This window comes from Aquiluna sp. KACHI24 (genome assembly GCF_025997915.1).
In the GTDB taxonomy this organism is placed as follows: domain Bacteria; phylum Actinomycetota; class Actinomycetes; order Actinomycetales; family Microbacteriaceae; genus Aquiluna.
Genome location: NZ_AP026677.1, coordinates 1103162 through 1119675, shown reverse-complemented (window position 1 = coordinate 1119675; position 16514 = coordinate 1103162). Strand labels below are relative to the sequence as shown.

The 16514-nt window shown below is 53.4% G+C and carries 16 protein-coding genes, 1 tRNA gene, 1 other RNA gene and 1 pseudogene; 14 read left to right on the top strand and 5 right to left on the bottom strand.

Annotated features, from left to right (window positions below; translation table 11 throughout):
- Positions 1-74: 74 nt before the first annotated feature.
- Entirely contained in the window at positions 75-740 is a 666-nt protein-coding gene (locus tag OO713_RS05695) for a hypothetical protein (RefSeq protein ID WP_264785186.1), read from the bottom strand.
- 241 nt (positions 741-981) lie between these two features.
- On the opposite strand from OO713_RS05695, the gene OO713_RS07225 reads away from it, so the two are divergent.
- The gene (locus tag OO713_RS07225) at positions 982-1215 is read left to right on the top strand and encodes a GDCCVxC domain-containing (seleno)protein (RefSeq protein WP_084321321.1); all 234 of its coding nucleotides are present in this window, start codon (positions 982-984) and stop codon (positions 1213-1215) included.
- A gap of 39 nt (positions 1216-1254) precedes the next feature.
- Here OO713_RS07225 and OO713_RS05690 read toward each other — a convergent pair.
- A tRNA-Ser gene (locus OO713_RS05690) sits at positions 1255-1339 on the bottom strand.
- A 105-nt stretch (positions 1340-1444) separates the two neighbouring features.
- Here OO713_RS05690 and OO713_RS05685 point away from each other — a divergent pair.
- From OO713_RS05685 to OO713_RS05660, 6 genes and pseudogenes are all read left to right on the top strand, one after another.
- On the top strand, positions 1445-2932 hold the full coding sequence (locus tag OO713_RS05685; RefSeq protein ID WP_264785185.1) for a CoA-acylating methylmalonate-semialdehyde dehydrogenase: 1488 nt from the start codon (positions 1445-1447) through the stop codon (positions 2930-2932).
- A gap of 16 nt (positions 2933-2948) precedes the next feature.
- An RNA gene (gene ffs / locus OO713_RS05680) (signal recognition particle sRNA small type) lies at positions 2949-3044 on the top strand.
- Positions 3045-3102: 58 nt separating this feature from the next.
- Positions 3103-4629: pseudogene (locus OO713_RS05675) on the top strand (DNA polymerase III subunit gamma and tau); the annotation flags it as partial.
- A gap of 194 nt (positions 4630-4823) precedes the next feature.
- Positions 4824-5420 carry a recombination mediator RecR gene (gene recR / locus OO713_RS05670; RefSeq protein ID WP_264785184.1) on the top strand — a complete coding sequence of 199 codons (597 nt, stop codon included), beginning with the start codon at positions 4824-4826 and terminating at the stop codon, positions 5418-5420.
- Between the two features lie 57 nt (positions 5421-5477).
- Complete coding sequence (locus OO713_RS05665; RefSeq protein WP_264785183.1) at positions 5478-6743, top strand: aspartate kinase; 1266 nt, start codon at positions 5478-5480, stop codon at positions 6741-6743.
- A 3-nt stretch (positions 6744-6746) separates the two neighbouring features.
- Complete coding sequence (locus OO713_RS05660) at positions 6747-7814, top strand: aspartate-semialdehyde dehydrogenase (RefSeq protein WP_264785181.1); 1068 nt, start codon at positions 6747-6749, stop codon at positions 7812-7814.
- On the opposite strand, the gene OO713_RS05655 is transcribed toward OO713_RS05660, so the two are convergent.
- Positions 7811-8638, bottom strand: coding sequence for a metallophosphoesterase (locus OO713_RS05655; protein WP_264785179.1), 828 nt, complete (start codon positions 8636-8638; stop codon positions 7811-7813). The genes OO713_RS05660 and OO713_RS05655 overlap by 4 nt on opposite strands.
- A complete protein-coding gene (locus OO713_RS05650; RefSeq protein WP_264785178.1) occupies positions 8629-11172 on the bottom strand; it encodes a transglycosylase domain-containing protein in 2544 nt (847 codons plus the stop codon). Before OO713_RS05650 ends, OO713_RS05655 begins: the two co-directional genes overlap by 10 nt.
- 41 nt (positions 11173-11213) lie before the next feature.
- On the opposite strand from OO713_RS05650, the gene OO713_RS05645 reads away from it, so the two are divergent.
- Complete coding sequence (locus OO713_RS05645; protein WP_264785176.1) at positions 11214-11366, top strand: DUF4177 domain-containing protein; 153 nt, start codon at positions 11214-11216, stop codon at positions 11364-11366.
- Positions 11367-11825, top strand: coding sequence for a RidA family protein (locus tag OO713_RS05640; RefSeq protein WP_264785174.1), 459 nt, complete (start codon positions 11367-11369; stop codon positions 11823-11825).
- A gap of 52 nt (positions 11826-11877) precedes the next feature.
- Here the strand turns inward: OO713_RS05640 and acs are convergent, their stop codons facing one another.
- Positions 11878-13851, bottom strand: a complete 1974-nt coding sequence (gene acs, locus OO713_RS05635; RefSeq protein ID WP_264786450.1) for an acetate--CoA ligase — start codon at positions 13849-13851, stop codon at positions 11878-11880.
- Between the two features lie 289 nt (positions 13852-14140).
- Here acs and OO713_RS05630 point away from each other — a divergent pair, with 289 nt between their 5' ends.
- The 5 genes from OO713_RS05630 to OO713_RS05610 are packed head-to-tail and all read left to right on the top strand — an operon-like array spanning position 14141 to position 16510.
- On the top strand, positions 14141-15031 hold the full coding sequence (locus OO713_RS05630; protein WP_264785173.1) for an ATPase, T2SS/T4P/T4SS family: 891 nt from the start codon (positions 14141-14143) through the stop codon (positions 15029-15031).
- Complete coding sequence (locus OO713_RS05625; protein ID WP_264785172.1) at positions 15021-15746, top strand: hypothetical protein; 726 nt, start codon at positions 15021-15023, stop codon at positions 15744-15746. The genes OO713_RS05630 and OO713_RS05625 overlap by 11 nt, the downstream gene beginning before the upstream one ends.
- Positions 15743-15910 (top strand): DUF4244 domain-containing protein, encoded by a 168-nt coding sequence (locus OO713_RS05620; protein ID WP_264785170.1) that lies wholly within the window; start codon positions 15743-15745, stop codon positions 15908-15910. The genes OO713_RS05625 and OO713_RS05620 overlap by 4 nt, the downstream gene beginning before the upstream one ends.
- The gene (locus OO713_RS05615) at positions 15888-16187 is read left to right on the top strand and encodes a hypothetical protein (RefSeq protein ID WP_264785169.1); all 300 of its coding nucleotides are present in this window, start codon (positions 15888-15890) and stop codon (positions 16185-16187) included. The genes OO713_RS05620 and OO713_RS05615 overlap by 23 nt, the downstream gene beginning before the upstream one ends.
- A complete protein-coding gene (locus OO713_RS05610) occupies positions 16166-16510 on the top strand; it encodes a hypothetical protein (protein WP_264785168.1) in 345 nt (114 codons plus the stop codon). Before OO713_RS05615 ends, OO713_RS05610 begins: the two co-directional genes overlap by 22 nt.
- Positions 16511-16514 lie beyond the last annotated feature (4 nt).

The window sequence follows — 16514 nt, the reverse complement described above, 5'->3', positions numbered from 1 at the left end:
GTATTCGCTCTAGTTATAAGGCGAATGCGTTGCGAGTCATTCCATTTAGACCCCGTTGGATGGCTTCAGGTTTGCTAGCTGCTAAATAGACGAACCTTTTGAGTCGTCCTGACTTTGCCAGCCCAAATGACGATTAGGGGAGTGATTACCAATGTCGGAGCTAACCAGACCAACACTTTGAGGGGGTTTGACGGATCAAGCCTTGGAACAACCTGTTGAACCAGTACCGCGGTAATGGTGGCTATAGTGCCACCGAGCATGTGCGAGAGGTGATTGGAGATTCTAGTTCCGAAGTCTTCCGCCTTTCCCCATCCTCGTAAATCCTGGACCGCGAACTGAAGCCCTATAGCCCCAAACGCAACGAGAACCCAACCCATAGGTGAGCCCGTGAATACTTCTACGAGCCCGCTAAAAATCATCGCAATGCCGACAACCAACATGGCCCACTCAACATAAGGCTGGCGCGCCATGATGTAGCGGGATTTGCGTCCGAAACGCCAGCCTGCGTATGCCATGTATGAAGAAAAGATGGCAACAAAGAACAACATGAGATTTGGACGAAGAATAGAAACAGGAATGGCTGTTGCGGCAACGGCCATCATCGACCAAAAGTAAGTTTTGCCAGCAAAGTTATGCTTCCTCGCACCTTTGCGAAATGTAATGGCGAAGAACGCGGCAAGCAATGCGAGTGAACCTGCAGCCACATGAAGAGTAAGGAGAACTCTAGTCAGTTGTTCCATGCAACCAAGCCTATTGATTTCGAAACTGTTGCTGAATGACAAAACCCTCTGATTGCTCAGAGGGTTTTTCACTGCGGAGAATAAGAGGAACGCACTACACGCCTACTTCTCAACGCTGACTTCAAAGTAGATTTGGGAAATCCGTTTCTACGCCATCTTTCTACGCCATGCTCAAGTTCGAGCAGATCTGAGGCCCCGGGTGTGATGGCCGTTCCTAAATGTTTAGGGATAAAGTTTTCCTATGACTGAAGGCAAAGGTGTCATCGCCGAAAGCACACTCACATGCCCAACCTGCGGTATAGGTGAGACATTGACCATGCCGACCGACTCTTGTATGTGGGCATGGACTTGCCCAAGTTGCGAGAACCGTCAGACGCCTCTTGAAGGTGATTGTTGTGTTTTTTGTTCCTACGGAACGGTTCCCTGCCCTTCAATCCAGCAGGCTAAAACAAGCGGCTCTAAAGACTGTTGCTAGAAGAGAAAAGCCCCAGAGAAATCTGGGGCTTTTTCACAGCGGAGAATAGGGGATTCGAACCCCTGAGAGCTTTCACTCAACACGCTTTCCAAGCGTGCGCCATAGGCCACTAGGCGAATTCTCCGTTGGGCAGTTTACCCTCAAAATCAAACCAAAATCCAGAATTCGCCAATCTGCCTTTAGCTAAAGTTGAACAGAGTTCTAGCTGAACGGTAAGTGGGTTTCGAAGATGAGCCAGATCGGTCACTTCATCAATGGTCAGGTTGTTCTTTCAACATCTGGTCGCAGCGGCAAAGTTTTCAATCCAGCCTTGGGTGCTCCGATTGCTGAGGTTGGCTTTGCAAACAAAGCAGAAATTGATGCTGCGGTGGCGGCAGCTAAGTCGGCCTTCCCTGCCTGGAAGAACACCACCTTGGCAAAGCGCCAGCAGGTCATATTTCGATTCCGAGAGCTGCTAGAAAACAAGAAGTCTGAGCTTGCCGAAATCATCACCCGCGAGCACGGCAAAGTCTTGTCCGATGCACTGGGAGAGATCACCCGCGGTCAAGAGGTGGTGGAGTTTGCCTGCGGTGCACCACAGCTACTCAAGGGTGAATTCTCCGAGAATGCCTCGACGAATGTGGATGTTTACTCGCTAAAGCAGCCTTTGGGTGTTGTCGGAATCATCAGCCCGTTCAACTTTCCAGCGATGGTGCCGATGTGGTTTTTCCCGGTGGCGATTGCGGCTGGGAACTGTGTGGTTTTGAAGCCAAGTGAAAAAGACCCTTCGGCCGCAATGTGGCTGGCGGAGCTATGGAAAGAAGCTGGTCTTCCAGACGGTGTGTTCAATGTCTTGCATGGAGACAAAGAAGCGGTTGATGGTCTTTTGACTCACCCAGATGTGGCATCTATCTCGTTTGTTGGCTCTACCCCAATCGCTCAATACATCTATGAAACTGCTGCTCACTTCGGAAAGCGAGTTCAGGCCCTAGGTGGTGCCAAGAACCACATGCTGGTCCTGCCGGATGCAGACCTAGATCTAGTCGCAGACTCAGCGGTGAATGCGGGCTTCGGCTCAGCGGGCGAGCGCTGCATGGCTATCTCAGTTGTGGTTGCGGTCGAGCCGGTCGCTGATCAGCTGATCGAGAAGATTGCTTCCCGCATGGCCCAGATCAAGGTTGGCGATGGTCGCAGAAGCTGTGACATGGGGCCACTCGTTACAAAGGAGCACCGCGATAAGGTCGCCTCTTATATCGAGATTGCTGAGCAAGACGGAGCCAAGGTTGTGGTTGACGGTCGTGCAGTGAACCCAGACGGAGATGCTGGAGGTTTTTGGCTTGGCCCGACTTTGATTGATCGGGTGCCACTTAGCTCCAAGGTTTACAAAGAAGAGATTTTCGGCCCAGTGCTATCAGTGGTTCGAGTGCAGAGCTATGACGAGGGGCTTGCCTTGATCAACTCTGGTGCCTTTGGCAACGGCACTGCAATCTTCACCAACGATGGGGGAGCAGCACGCAAATTCCAGAATGAGGTTGAGGTTGGCATGATCGGCATCAATGTCCCGATTCCGGTGCCGGTTGCCTACTTCTCCTTTGGAGGCTGGAAGCACTCACTCTTTGGTGATTCCCGCGCGCATGGTGAAGAGGGATTCCGCTTCTTCACCCAAACCAAGGTAGTCACCTCAAGGTGGCTCGACCCCTCACACGGTGGTCTAAATCTTGGTTTCCCGCAGAACTAATCGCAGGTAAACTTTCATCGACTCCCCGTGTGGCGTCATCTTGGCTAATCCCCCAGGACCGAGAGGTAGCAAGGGTAACTGAGCTCTGACGGGTGCACGGGGGGTCCCTTTTTAACCACAGGTAACGCACACAGGGCTTCAATGTCTCCCCAAGCAATTAGGCTTTCGGTGTGACCACAGCCCTTTATCGCAGATACCGCCCAGAGTCCTTCTCTGAGCTGATTGGGCAGACCCAGGTGACCGAGCCTTTGATGGCTGCACTCAGGGGCGATCGCGTGAATCACGCATACCTTTTCTCTGGACCCAGAGGTTGTGGCAAGACCACATCCGCTCGCATTTTGGCCAGGTGTCTCAACTGTGCTGAGGGCCCTACAGACACCCCATGCGGCAAGTGCCCAAGCTGCGTTGAGCTAGCTCGCGGTGGCTCTGGATCACTTGATGTTGTCGAGATCGACGCCGCATCTCACAACGGTGTTGATGATGCCCGCGAGCTCCGCGAGCGAGCCATATTCGCTCCAGCCAGAGATCGCTACAAGATTTTTATCCTCGACGAAGCTCACATGGTTACCACTCAAGGATTCAACGCCCTTCTAAAGATCGTTGAAGAGCCACCAGCTCACGTGAAGTTCATATTCGCTACCACGGAGCCTGAAAAGGTAATTGGCACCATTCGTTCCAGAACCCACCACTATCCCTTCCGCTTGGTTCCTCCGGGAGAGCTACTGGAGTATTTAGACACGGTTCTAACCTCAGAGGGTTACTCGGCCGAAGGCGGAGTCCTGCCTTTGGTAGTAAGAGCATCCGGTGGCTCAGTTCGAGACAGCCTTTCGCTTCTTGACCAGCTGATAGCAGGCAGTGACTCCAAGGAAATCGGTTACGACCGCGCGGTCGCTCTTCTGGGCTTCACTCACGCTCAGCTGATGAGCGAGGTCATTGACGCATTTGCTGAAATCGACGCTGCCAAGGCCTTTGCGGCTGTGGACAAAGTGATTCAGTCTGGTCAAGACGCGAGACGCTTCCTCGAGGACCTACTTGAGCGACTGCGCGATTTGATGCTGGTTACCTCTTTGGGTGAGGGAGCTAGGGCAATTCTGCGTGGGCTAGGCCCAGAGCAGTTTGATCTGCTTGCGGTTCAAGCCAATCGCTTTGGTTTGCCGCAGTTGACCGCAGCCGCTGAAGCAACCTCAAAGGCGCTGGCCGACACTTCTGGATCAGCTAATCCTCGCCTTCAACTTGAACTGCTCTGCGCGCGCGTGCTTGCACCGGCAATCGAGGTTAGCCACCCTGCTCCTGCCGCTCCAAAGCTGGCGGCACCTGCACCGAAGGTTGAGTCAATCACCAAGCTGGTTGAGGCACCGCGAGACGAGGATAGAAAGCCGCAGCCTGCCAAGGTAGAGGCTGTAGCGCCAGCTGCAGCTGCTGCTGATCCAAAGCCATCTACGTCCGGCACAATCACAGTTGCTACTTTCAAAAACGGTTGGCAAGACATTCTCAATTCACTTGCCAAGCAGTCACGATCTGCCTGGGCAGTGGCCTTCACCACCAAAGTTTTGGATTACCAAGATGAAGTGCTGACTCTCCTATTCCAGAGTCAAAAAGATGTCGACGCCTTCAAGAACTCGCAAGGCGCATCCGAGGTGCTCCGCCAAGTAATCCTCGAGACCTACGGGGTTCGAGTGAAGTACAAGGCAAAGGTTGCCGATGCACCTTCGGTTGCTCCAAAGGCCCCAGTAATTGAGCCTTCCGAGCCAGACGAGTTTGTCTCAGAGGAAGAACGCGAGGAGGAAGTCACCGAAGTGATTCAGACCCTTCCTCCAGTTGAGACGGAGAAGTCAGGCGAGTTCATGCTGCGCGAAATGCTCGGTGCTCAGCCACTAAGGGATGAGCAGTAATGTACGAAGGCGTTATCCAGGATCTGATTGATGAGCTGGGCAGATTGCCCGGAGTTGGACCAAAGTCCGCGCAGCGAATTGCTTTTCACCTAATCGAGGCTGAGGTTGAGGTTGCCAATCGATTGGCTGAGGTGGTTGTTGAGGCGAAGGCCAAGGTTAAGTTCTGTGAGCTCTGCGGAAATATCTCGCAGGAGATTCGCTGCTCCATCTGCTCCGATCCAAAACGTGATCTGGGGCTGATCTGTGTAGTTGAGGAGTCCAAGGACATAGCCGCAATCGAGCGCACCAGAGAGTACCGAGGTCTCTACCATGTGCTGGGCGGAGCGATTTCCCCGATTGCCGGAATCGGCCCTGATCAGCTCAGAATCAAGGATTTGATGAAGCGCTTGGCGGATCCTCTGATTCGCGAAGTGATCTTGGCAACCAACCCAAATCTTGAGGGTGAGGCCACCGCGACCTATCTCTCGAGAATGCTTGGCACTATGGAAATCAATGTCACCAAGCTGGCATCTGGATTGCCAGTCGGTGGAGATCTGGAATACGCCGATGATATGACCTTGGGTCGGGCCTTTGAGGGCAGGCGTCGAGTCAACTAGAATGCTCTGAATGCCACTGGCGGCAGCAATCCCCACAAATTTCTTGAGGAGTGTCCGTTGGCGCTAATCGTGCAAAAGTTCGGCGGTTCATCTGTAGCAGATGCCGAGAAGATCAAGCACGTCGCTAACCGCGTTCTAGAGACCCAAGCTGCTGGTCACCAGGTGTGTGTTGTGGTCTCCGCCATGGGTGACACCACCGATGAACTAATTGACCTAGCCGACTCGGTCTCCACCCGTCGTCAATCTCGCGAGATGGACATGCTGCTCACCGCTGGTGAGCGAATCTCGATGTCGCTGCTAGCCATGGCAATTCAGGAAATGGGCGGCAAGGCCAAGTCCTTCACCGGTTTCCAAGCAGGAATCTCAACTGACAACGTTCACGGTTCAGCTCGGATTTGGAAGATCGAACCAACTCGAATTCGCGAAACCTTGGACCAGGGTGAGATTGCAATCGTTGCAGGTTTTCAGGGCTTCAGTTTTGAATCTGGAGATGTAACCACATTGGGTAGAGGTGGCTCTGACACCACTGCTGTTGCGCTAGCAGCAGCGCTCAAGGCTGATGTTTGTGAGATTTACTCAGACGTTGACGGTGTCTACACTGCGGATCCTCGTGTTGTCCCAAGAGCTCACAAGCTAGCCCAAATCGACATCGACTCGATGCTTGAGCTTTCTTCCTCGGGAGCGAAGATTCTTTACATTCGTGCCGTTGAGTTTGCTCGCCGCCACCAGGTTCCACTTCGCGTTCGTTCAACTTTCAGCCTCGACCCGGGCACCCTCGTTTACACCACCAATCCAGGAGATGACATGGAAGAGCCAGTAGTTTCAGGTGTTGCAGCAGATGACACTCAGTCCAAGATCACTGTGATTGGTATTCCAGACCGTCCAGGCAAGGCGGCCGAGCTGTTCCAGATCGTGGCAGAGGCTGGCGCAAACATCGACATGATTGTTCAGAACGTCTCCACCACCGAGACTCACTTAAGTGACATTTCTTTCACCCTCCCTCACGCTGATCGTCACCGTGTGGTGGAAGCGCTAAAGACCGAGCAGAGTGAAGTCGGCTTCAAGGACGTTACCTATGACGATGAGATCGGAAAGCTGTCAATCGTTGGTGCGGGTATGAAGACCTCATCGGGAGTCTCGGCCAAGCTCTTTGGTGCACTGGCTCGAGCCGGGATCAACATCGAGATGATCTCCACCTCAGAAATTCGCATCTCGGTTGTCACCAGAGCCGACCAGCTCAAGGAAGCCACCCGTATTGTCCACTCAGCTTTTGAGCTAGACGCAGCTGACACCGCTGTGGTCTACGCCGGAACCGGAAGGTAATTGATGTCCAAGCCAAACCTCGCTCTCGTTGGTGCAACCGGTGCCGTCGGTACCGTAATGATCGACATCATCAACTCCCGTGAAAACATCTGGGGAGAGATTCGCCTGATTGCCTCGGCTCGCTCTGCGGGCAAGGAGATCATGGTTCACGGAAAGCCCCACACCGTGGTCGCTCTCTCCGAAGAGGCGTTCGATGGAATTGACATCGCCATGTTCGATGTTCCAGATGAGGTTTCTGAGGTTTGGGCTCCAATTGCAGCTGCCAAGGGAGTGGTTTGCGTTGACAACTCTGCGGCATTCCGCATGAACCCAGAGGTTCCGCTTGTGGTGCCTGAGGTGAACCCATTTGCTGCAAAGTCTCGACCACTCGGCATCATCGCAAACCCAAACTGCACGACTTTGACCATGATGGCCGCACTTGGTGCATTGCACGCAAAGTGGCAGCTCACCGAGCTTGTGGTCTCGAGCTATCAGGCGGTATCAGGCGCTGGTGCACCTGGTATTGATCGCCTGCAGGCCGAGATTGCCGCTGTCGCAACCAACCCAGCTGCAGGTTTGAGCACCGACTCGGTTGCCAAGACCTTGGATGCTCAGGGTGTTTCTCAGGCTGACTCACCATGGGCAACCCCGATTGCGCTAAATGTGATTCCAGTTGCCGGCAGCCTGAAAGACGGTGGTCACACCTCTGAGGAGCTAAAGGTTCGCAATGAGTCTCGCAAGATCCTGGGTATCAAGGACCTAAAGGTGGCGGCAACCTGTGTTCGTGTTCCGGTTCAGGTTTCTCACTCGCTTGCAGTTCACGCAACCTTTGCTAAGCCAATCACCGTCGATGAAGTGAGGGCAGAGCTTGAGGCTCAGCCAACAGTAGTGGTGATGGATGACCCAGCTAATGGTGTTTACCCAACCCCAGCTCACGTTGCCGGTCAGGATCCAACCTTTGTCGGTCGCATCCGTCAGGCTGAGGATTTCCCGAACACCATTGACCTGTTTGTGGTTGGCGACAACCTTCGCAAGGGAGCTGCTCTGAACACCTACGAGATCGCTGAGCTTGTGGCTCAGGAGCTTGCTTAGTTCAGTTCGATAAGTGTTGCCTGCGGTGGGCAGAAAAGCCTCACCGGAGCGTAAATTGAACAGCCCAGTCCTGCGCTGACATGAAGTATTGACTCTTTATCGCCGAACTGCCAACCCGAAAGCCCAGACGCGTATTCAGTTGGAAGATCGCAGTTTGAAACCAGTGCTCTTTGTCCGGGAAGACATAGCTGCCCACCATGTGTGTGACCGGCAAAGATCATGCTCGCTCCGGATTTGGTCATTGCCTCCAGAACTCGAAGGTATGGCGCATGAGCGATACCGAGGGTCAAATCTGCATCCGCAATCTCTTTGACCTGAGCATCAAGTGAATCCAGGTCATCCAAGTTTTCATGCGGATCGTCGACCCCGATAAATCCAATCGTTTTTCCGGCAATATCAAGCTTCCCGGAGTGGTTATTGAGATTCAGCCAACCAAAGTTTTCTAGTTCGGTTGTGAATCTAGCGGTGTCGATGTCTCGTCTTTCGGGGACCTTGGATGGTGCAACAAAGTAGCGAAATGGATTCTTGAGCTCAGGTGATCGGTAATCATTGGAGCCATTTACAAAGACTCCAGGAAACTTTGCCAGTGGCCCGAGGGCCGAAAGGGCAGGGTTGATAGCGTCTTTGTGACCGAGGTTGTCGCCAGTGTTGATAACCAAATCTGGCTCTAATTCAGCTAGTTGCTTTAGAAACTCGGCTTTTTTGTTTTGACCAGGGGCAAAGTGTAGGTCCGAAATGTGTAGCACCCGAATTGGCTGATGTGAGATTCCAGCAATACTCAGTCGGTTGAGCCTAAATGGACCGGCGTGTGAGGTTAGCCACATGTGTTTGGAATCAGAACTATTGCGCTGGACGGAGAGACCGCCTTACCCGCCTCAGGGTTCGTGCCATAGGCAACACCGTTCGGTAGTGCTGGGTCGCACTTTAGAAGGTTGGTCTGGGAAGGCTGTGGCAATGTGACTGTTAGTCCAAGCGCCTGAAGCGAAGCGGATGCCTCTTCGATGCTGAGCCCCTTGACGATCGGAACCGAAACTCGGCCACCGGCTGAGACGTAGAGCTTGATGATTGAACCCTTGGTAGCAGTAGAGCCGATTGCTGGCTTGGTGTAGGCGATGGTTCCTGCCGGCGCTGCAGAGGCAACGGAATTAGAAATTAGCTGCACGTTGAAACCATCGGCAATCAGCTGAGTCTTCGCACTCTCTGGAGTGAAAGTCGCAACATTCGGAACCACCAATTGTGTTGCGGCGATGAATTTTGGATCAGCGGCGGGGAATGGGTCTCCTTGATACTTGCCGTTGACGACCGTCATGATTCGCTTCCAAACGGCATGGCGAACGCTGGAAACCGCAAGACCATCAACGCTCTTGCCGGACTGTGTTGTGAGTCCCGAGACGTTGCCCACCCAGGTAGAGGTAGCGACTTTGGAGGAGTAACCCGACATCCAAGTGTGGATTCTGTTGTCTGTCGTACCGGTTTTACCAGCTAGCGGTGTACCATCGTTTGGATTTGCGGCAGTACCGGTTCCACCGGTCATCACAGCGCGAAGTGCGTGAGTCATTGCGGCTGCGATGTCTGGGGTCACCGCCTGGGAACAAGCGGTTTGCGGAATTGGAAGCGATTCACCAGTCTTGCGAAGCACGACCTTGTCGATTGCAACTGGAGAGCAGTAGACACCGTTGTTGGCAAGTGCTGCATATGCAGCAGCCATGGTTAGTGGAGCAATTTCGTTCGTGCCCAAAATGGTTGCTGGAACATACAAAAGCTCCTGACCATCGGCTCTGTGAACACCAAAGGCCTTAGCGGTATCGCGAATTGCACAAAGGTCAACCTTTGATGCCATGGCTGCAAATGCAGTGTTCTGCGAAGTGACTACTGCCTTCGCAACACTGATCTCGTTGATGGTTTTATCGCCGGAGTTGTTTACTTCCCAGAAGCCAACAACATCTCCACAACTTGCCCTGAACTCCCTGGCAACGTCCCAAATCTTGACCTTGTCAATCTCGCCGTTTTGATCGACGTCTTCACCGTTGTAGATGCGACCATCCACAATGTCACCCAACGTGCCACCGTTTTTCAGCCATTCGGCTAGGGTAAAAATCTTGTAGGTAGATCCTGGTTGGAATCCGGATGAGCCACCATAGGGCTTGTCAGTGTTGAAGTTAACGCTGGTCCGACCGGGAGCCGGGGTGTCGCTTTGATCGAAGTAGCGGTTTTGTGCCATTGCAATTACTCGCCCGGTGCCGCTTTCCACTGATACCGAAGCGGTTCCAAAAGACCACTCGTTATCAGGTGGAAGAAGTTCCATGCTGGCTTCGAATGCAGCCTGCTGAACATCTAGATCCAAGGTGGTGTAGATCTCAAGACCACCGCGGCGAAGCAGCATCTCACGCTCTTCCGAGCTGAAGCCAAACTCCTGCGAGTTGCGAATAGTCCAAACCGTGAAATCACAGAAGAAGGCAGTGGTCTGGTTTGCCTCGCAGCCCTGCTTGGACTTGGTGATCTTGGTCTGAACCGGAGCGGCTTTATAGGTGTCGGCTTGTTCCTGGGTGAGGTACCCCTCATCGGCCATGGCCTGAATTACGTAGTTGCGACGACCAATACCGCGCTCTAGATTGTCAGCCTCGTCTGGCTTGTAGTCGTTTGGAGATTTGAGCATGGCTGCCAAGTAGGCAGCCTGAGGAACAGTCAGGTTCTTAGCACTGGTGCCGAAGTAATACTGTGATGCGGTTTCAACACCGTTGATTTGGTTGCCCAAAAAGACGAGGTTTAGATAACCGGCCAGGATGTCCTTTTTTGAAACTTGGTTTTCTAGTGCGATGGCTAGGCGAATCTCTTTGAGCTTGCGCTCAATGGTCACCTCGGTCGCAGCCGCAATTGCCTCTGCGTCGCCCGAGAGATTGGCGGCCTCTACCTGCGATTGACGCACGTATTGCATTGTGATGGTGGATGCTCCAGGACCTTCGCCGAAGGTGGCGAGGTTGGTCAACGTCGCACGAAGTAGCGAAATGATGTCCACGCCACCGTGCTGGTAAAACCGAGGGTCCTCAACCGAAATAACTGCGTTGATCAGGTTTTCCGACATCTCCTCAAATGGAACCTCAACGCGGTTTTCGTGGAAGAAGGTGGCTATCTTTTCCGGCTTGCCATCGCGCAGCGCATAGATATTTGAAGCTTGGGAAGCGTTGACCGGTTTGATGTAAGCCGGCAGCGACTCAAATGCGCTAACGCCGGCGGTTCCAACTGCACCTGCGACCGCGATGGCGGGAGCCAGGATTGCAACCGATAGAACACCCGCTACCGCGCTGAGAATGCCGAACTTGAAAATGTTCGATGCAGTTGAGGGGCGCTTTGCGGACATAGACTCTAGGTTACCTTTTGCAGGCTGAAACGGAGCTGAAAATGACCAAGTGGGAATACGTCACCACACCACTTCTTTTGCACAAAGAAACCCAGATTCTCAACACCTGGGGCGCTCAGGGCTGGGAGTTGGTTCAGATCACAACCGGGCCTCAGGGTGGACTTATTGCATTCTTTAAAAGAGAGGCCCAGTAGATGTCGGTAGAGAGCAAGATCGCAGCACTCGGGCTGAGTCTGCCTCCAGTTGCAACTCCAGCGGGAGCGTACGTCCCTGCCATTGTTTCCGGGAACTTGGTGTTTACTGCCGGTCAAATTCCTTTGGTTGACGGTCAGCTGATGGCGACCGGAAAAGTTGGCGAAGAGATTTCCCCAGAGTTTGCCAAGGAAATTGCGCAGCGATGCGCGATAAACGCTTTGGCTGCGGTCAAGAGCGTCATTGGTGATCTCGACCGCGTGAAGCGCGTGGTCAAGGTGGTTGGTTTTGTGGCATCAACCCCAGACTTCACAGGTCAGCCAGGCGTTCTAAACGGAGCTTCTGAGTTTCTCGGTGCAGTGTTTGGTGAGTCAGGAAAGCACGCCCGAAGTGCTGTTGGCGTTGCCTCTTTGCCGCTTGACGCCCCAGTAGAGGTTGAACTAATCGTCGAATTCGAATAGCAAAAAGAAAACCGCCGGTCAGAAGACCGGCGGTTTTTCCTTTAGCTGGAACCTAGTCGTTAGCACCTGCGTTGATGCGGCCGGTAATGGTGTCCATCACTGAGGTGTCGGCCAGCGTGGTGACATCACCGATCGGTCTGTCTTCAGCAACATCACGAAGCAGACGACGCATGATCTTGCCGGAGCGAGTCTTTGGTAGTTCACTTACGACAAAGATGGTTCTCGGCTTTGCGATTGGACCGATCTCCTTCGCGACATGGTCACGCAGGATCTTTGAGGTGTCGGCATCGCTACCAATTTCATCCATGTGGCTGCGGCGCAGGATCACAAACGCAACTACCGCTTGACCGGTGGTCTCATCCTTGGCTCCTACCACAGCAGCTTCAGCTACGAATGGGTGAGAGACCAATGCGGATTCAATCTCTGCGGTCGAAAGTCGGTGACCTGAGACATTCATCACATCGTCAACGCGGCCCAAAAGCCACAAATCACCATCCTCGTCGAGCTTGGCCCCGTCGCCTGCAAAGTACTTGCCCTCAAAACGAGACCAGTAGGTCTCCTTGTAGCGTTCTGGGTCACCCCAGATACCGCGGAGCATTGAAGGCCATGGCTCGGTGATGGTTAGGTAGCCGCCGTGTCCGGCACCGACCTTGTTGCCATCGTCGTCAATGACCGCCATCTCGATACCGGGCAGTGCAACCTGGGCGCTACCTGGCTTGGTTGCAGTGATGCCTGGTAGCGGTGAAATCATGATTGCGCCGGTTTCGGTTTGCCACCAGGTATCCACAATCGGAGCCTTGTTGCCTCCGATCACATCGCGGTACCACATCCAAGCCTCAGGGTTGATTGGCTCGCCAACGCTGCCCAGCACTCTGATTGAACTCAGGTCGTAGTGGGTGGTCACGGAGCGGCCAATCTTCATGAAGCTGCGAATAGCAGTTGGTGCGGTGTAAAGGATTGAGACGTGGTACTTCTGAACGATGTCCCACCATCTGCCCCAGTCAGGGGAGTCTGGGGTGCCCTCGTAGATAACCTGAGTGGCCCCGTTTGCAAGCGGGCCATATGCAACGTATGAGTGACCGGTGATCCAGCCGACATCTGCGGTGCACCAGTAGATGTCTTGACCTGGGTGAAGATCGAAGACGTTTCGATGGGTATAGCCCGCTTGAGTGAGGTAACCACCGGTGGTGTGCAAGATACCTTTTGGCTTACCGGTGGTGCCCGAGGTGTAAAGAATGAAGAGTGGGTGTTCGGCGTTGAAGCCCTGCGCAACGTGCTCGGTCTCTACCGCACCAAGCTCCTCGTGCCACCACATGTCGCGGCCGGAAGTCCAGTCGACATCATTTCCGGTTCGCTTCACGACCAACACATTCTCAACGGTCTGGCACTTGCCACCGGAGAGGGCCTCGTCTACCGCTGGCTTGAGCGGTGATGCCTTACCCTTGCGGAATCCTCCGTCGGCAGTGATGACTAATTTTGCCTCTGCGTCCTCGATGCGAGCAGCCAGAGAGTCGGCAGAGAAGCCACCAAAGACAACCGAGTGCACAGCACCCACGCGGGCAACGGCCTGCATCGCAATGATTGCCTCAGGAATCATTGGCATGTAAATGGCGACTCGGTCACCGGGTTGAACACCCAGTTTCAACAGCACGTTGGCTGCCTTTTTGACCTCAATGAGTAGGTCTAAGTATGTGTAGACCTTGCTATCGCCGGGCTCGCCCTCGAAGAACAGCGCTACGCGCTTTCCCCAACCGGCCTCAACGTGGCGATCTAGGCAGTTGTAGCTGACGTTGATTTCACCATCGTGGAACCACTTGGCAAATGGTGTATTGGACCAATCCAAGACTTGGGTGAAGGGTTTGTGCCAGTGAAGTTCATTGGCTTGTTCTGCCCAAAACTGGAGCCGATCAGTTTTGGCTTTTTCATACAGTTCAGGCTTTGCAATCGCATCGGCCACGAACTCTGAACTTGGTGCGAAACGCCTTGTTTCGTGCAGCAAATTCTCTATTTCAGGTGCAACAGACATCATTGTCCTCCAGGTGTTGACGGCTTCATAATGCCAGAAATTCACTGCATTTCTTGCACTCGGTTCCGCATTCATGGGATTACTTTTTTTGAAAATCCCCAAAAGGGGGACAAAATGTTCGTTTTTCCGCATAGAATCTTGATTGCTGACTAGTTCAGCCGCGGTGCAACGTCCCCCCATGTTTGCACCGCCCGGCGGCAGGTTTCCCCCAAACCTGCCGCCCCTTTTATTTTCCACAGACTTTCTTTGAGCCCCACATCCACTTCTCTTTAGCTGAAGCATGGGGTTCATGGAGATACCAGCACAGCTAGAAGCGCTCTTCACCAAGGGAGTCACTGAGCTGATGCTGATTGGTTCAGACAACTGCTTCATTGACCGCGGTGGTGCTTTAGAGCGTGTGCGCAGCCCCTTTGATTCAGATGCAGAGCTCTCAAGTTTGCTAATTGAACTTGCCCTGGAGAGCGGTTCAAGACTTGACCTAGCCAAACCAATGGCGGACTTCTCTATTTCGAATTTTCGACTCAGCGCTCAGCTACGAAGTGCGGTTTCGACCCTCCCCATGGTCACCATCAGGCGTCACCCCAAAAGCCAAATCACGCTGGAGCATCTATTGACAACTCTTATGTTGACTCAGTCTCAAGCTAATTTCTTGAGCGAAGCGGTCAGGACTGAAAAGACAGTTTTGATCTCGGGGGCAACATCTTCTGGCAAAACCACACTGTTGGGTGCGTTGGTTCACCAAAGCGCTCAACGCTGTGCAGTCATCGAGCAGACACCCGAGATCAAAGTTTCGGCACCCTCATTTAGCTTTCTAGAGAGGCCCAATAACCAAGAGGGAGTGGGCCTTATCTCACAATCAGAACTCCTCACCGCGGCACTGAGAATGCGACCGGATCGGTTGGTGCTGGGCGAAGTTCGCGGTGCAGAGTTTGTGGCACTTTTGCAGGCCGTGAACAATGGCCATCCCGCGCTCGCAACTCTTCACGCTAGATCACTAGCTGAGGTGCCAAGTCGTCTCTTGCTACTTGGACAACTTGCAAACATCGACAGAGAGCTAGTTGCTCAACTAGCCATGGGCATCGACTATGTGGTGCAGCTTGAAAATCGCGAGACCCGGCGGGTATCGGAGATTGGCAAATTGAAATTGGATCCGTTTGAGGTGGTCCCGATTGAGCTTTGAGAAATTTGCTGCCCTGTTGGCAGCTGGGGTGAGTCAACAGCAAGCTATCGATCTCTCGGGGGTGAGAAACCAACCCCACTTTTCAACCTTGCGCTTGGCAATCGAGGCGGGCTCCCCAGCAATTGATGCCGCTCGGGTGCTTGCAAAAGTGCAGAGGATTGAGAGCGATACTCGAGATGAAATCGAGCAGGCCCAACAGGTTCCAATCTCGACCAAGAAGTTGATGCTCTGGTTGCCCTGGTTTGGATTGATGCTTGCAGAGCTGACCGGCCTCGAGGTTGTCCATGCCTTGTTCTCGCCGCTCGGATTAGTGCTTTTGGGAATTTCGGCTGGCCTGAGCTACCTGGGCCATCGCATCTCAGAGCGCATGATCAAGGCTGCAATCGACACTTCAAAGCCCCCGCAGCAGCCAATCTTGAGACTGGCCATCTTTATCCAGACCGGAATTCAATTGGGCGAGGCACTCAAGCTTTGCGAGATTCCAAAGCAGAGTGAGCTAATACAATTTGCCCTGCGAAGCGGAGCCAATCTCAAACTGTTACTGCAGTCCCAGATTGAGAGCGATTTGGCAGCCTGGCGAAACCGAAGCCTTGTGATTGCCAAGCAGCTTTCGGTTCGATTGATGCTGCCTTTGGGGCTCACCACTCTCCCCGCCTTTTTGCTACTGACTGTGGCACCAATTTTGCTTGGGGCACTAACCAAAGGAGAAATATGAAACTAGACATATATAAAGATGACGGTGCCATCACAGCGGAGTATGCAATCGCAACGCTTGCAGGTGTTGCCTTTGCCGGATTGATGCTCTTGGTTCTCAGAAGCGAAGAAGTTCGTTCGATGCTGTTTAAGTTGGTGGGGCGTGCGCTTGGTCTTGAAATCTGACCGAGGTGCCGTGACCGCCGAGCTGATCGTGCTGATGCCCACCCTGTTGTTGGGCATCAGCCTGATCGCCTGGTTGTTGTCTCTGGCTTCCGCTCAACTTCGACTCGAACAAGATGCCGGGTACCTCTTACGGAATCACCTAATCGGCAAGGAGTTAGACGTTGCAAGTGATCTATCCCTCGAGCTATACGGCAAAGGGCGACTTAGTTGCCTGGCTTTGGTAAAGCCGGGATTAGTGACCCTTAGGACTGAGCAATGTGGCATTTCGCTCGGATAGAAAAGGGAGCAGTTACCGCGGCGCTTGCACTTCTTCTGGTGGGGTTAACATCGGCCGCGCTGGTGGGTGCCGTTGGCATTTCGGCACTCATTGAAGACAAAAAATTGCAGGTAGCTACAGATCTTGCAGCGCTATCGGCCGCGGATACCCATCGAGGTTTGATCTCCGGTGTGGTGTGCTCCAATGCTGAGCAAATTCTCAAAAGTGTTGGCTTCGATTTGGTCCAATGTCGTATTGTCAGAGACGGCGTGGAGATTCGAGGCCATAGCATGGTGTCGTTTTTTCAGCTGGAAAGTTATGCGGTGGCAGGCGCTCCACGCTGATATA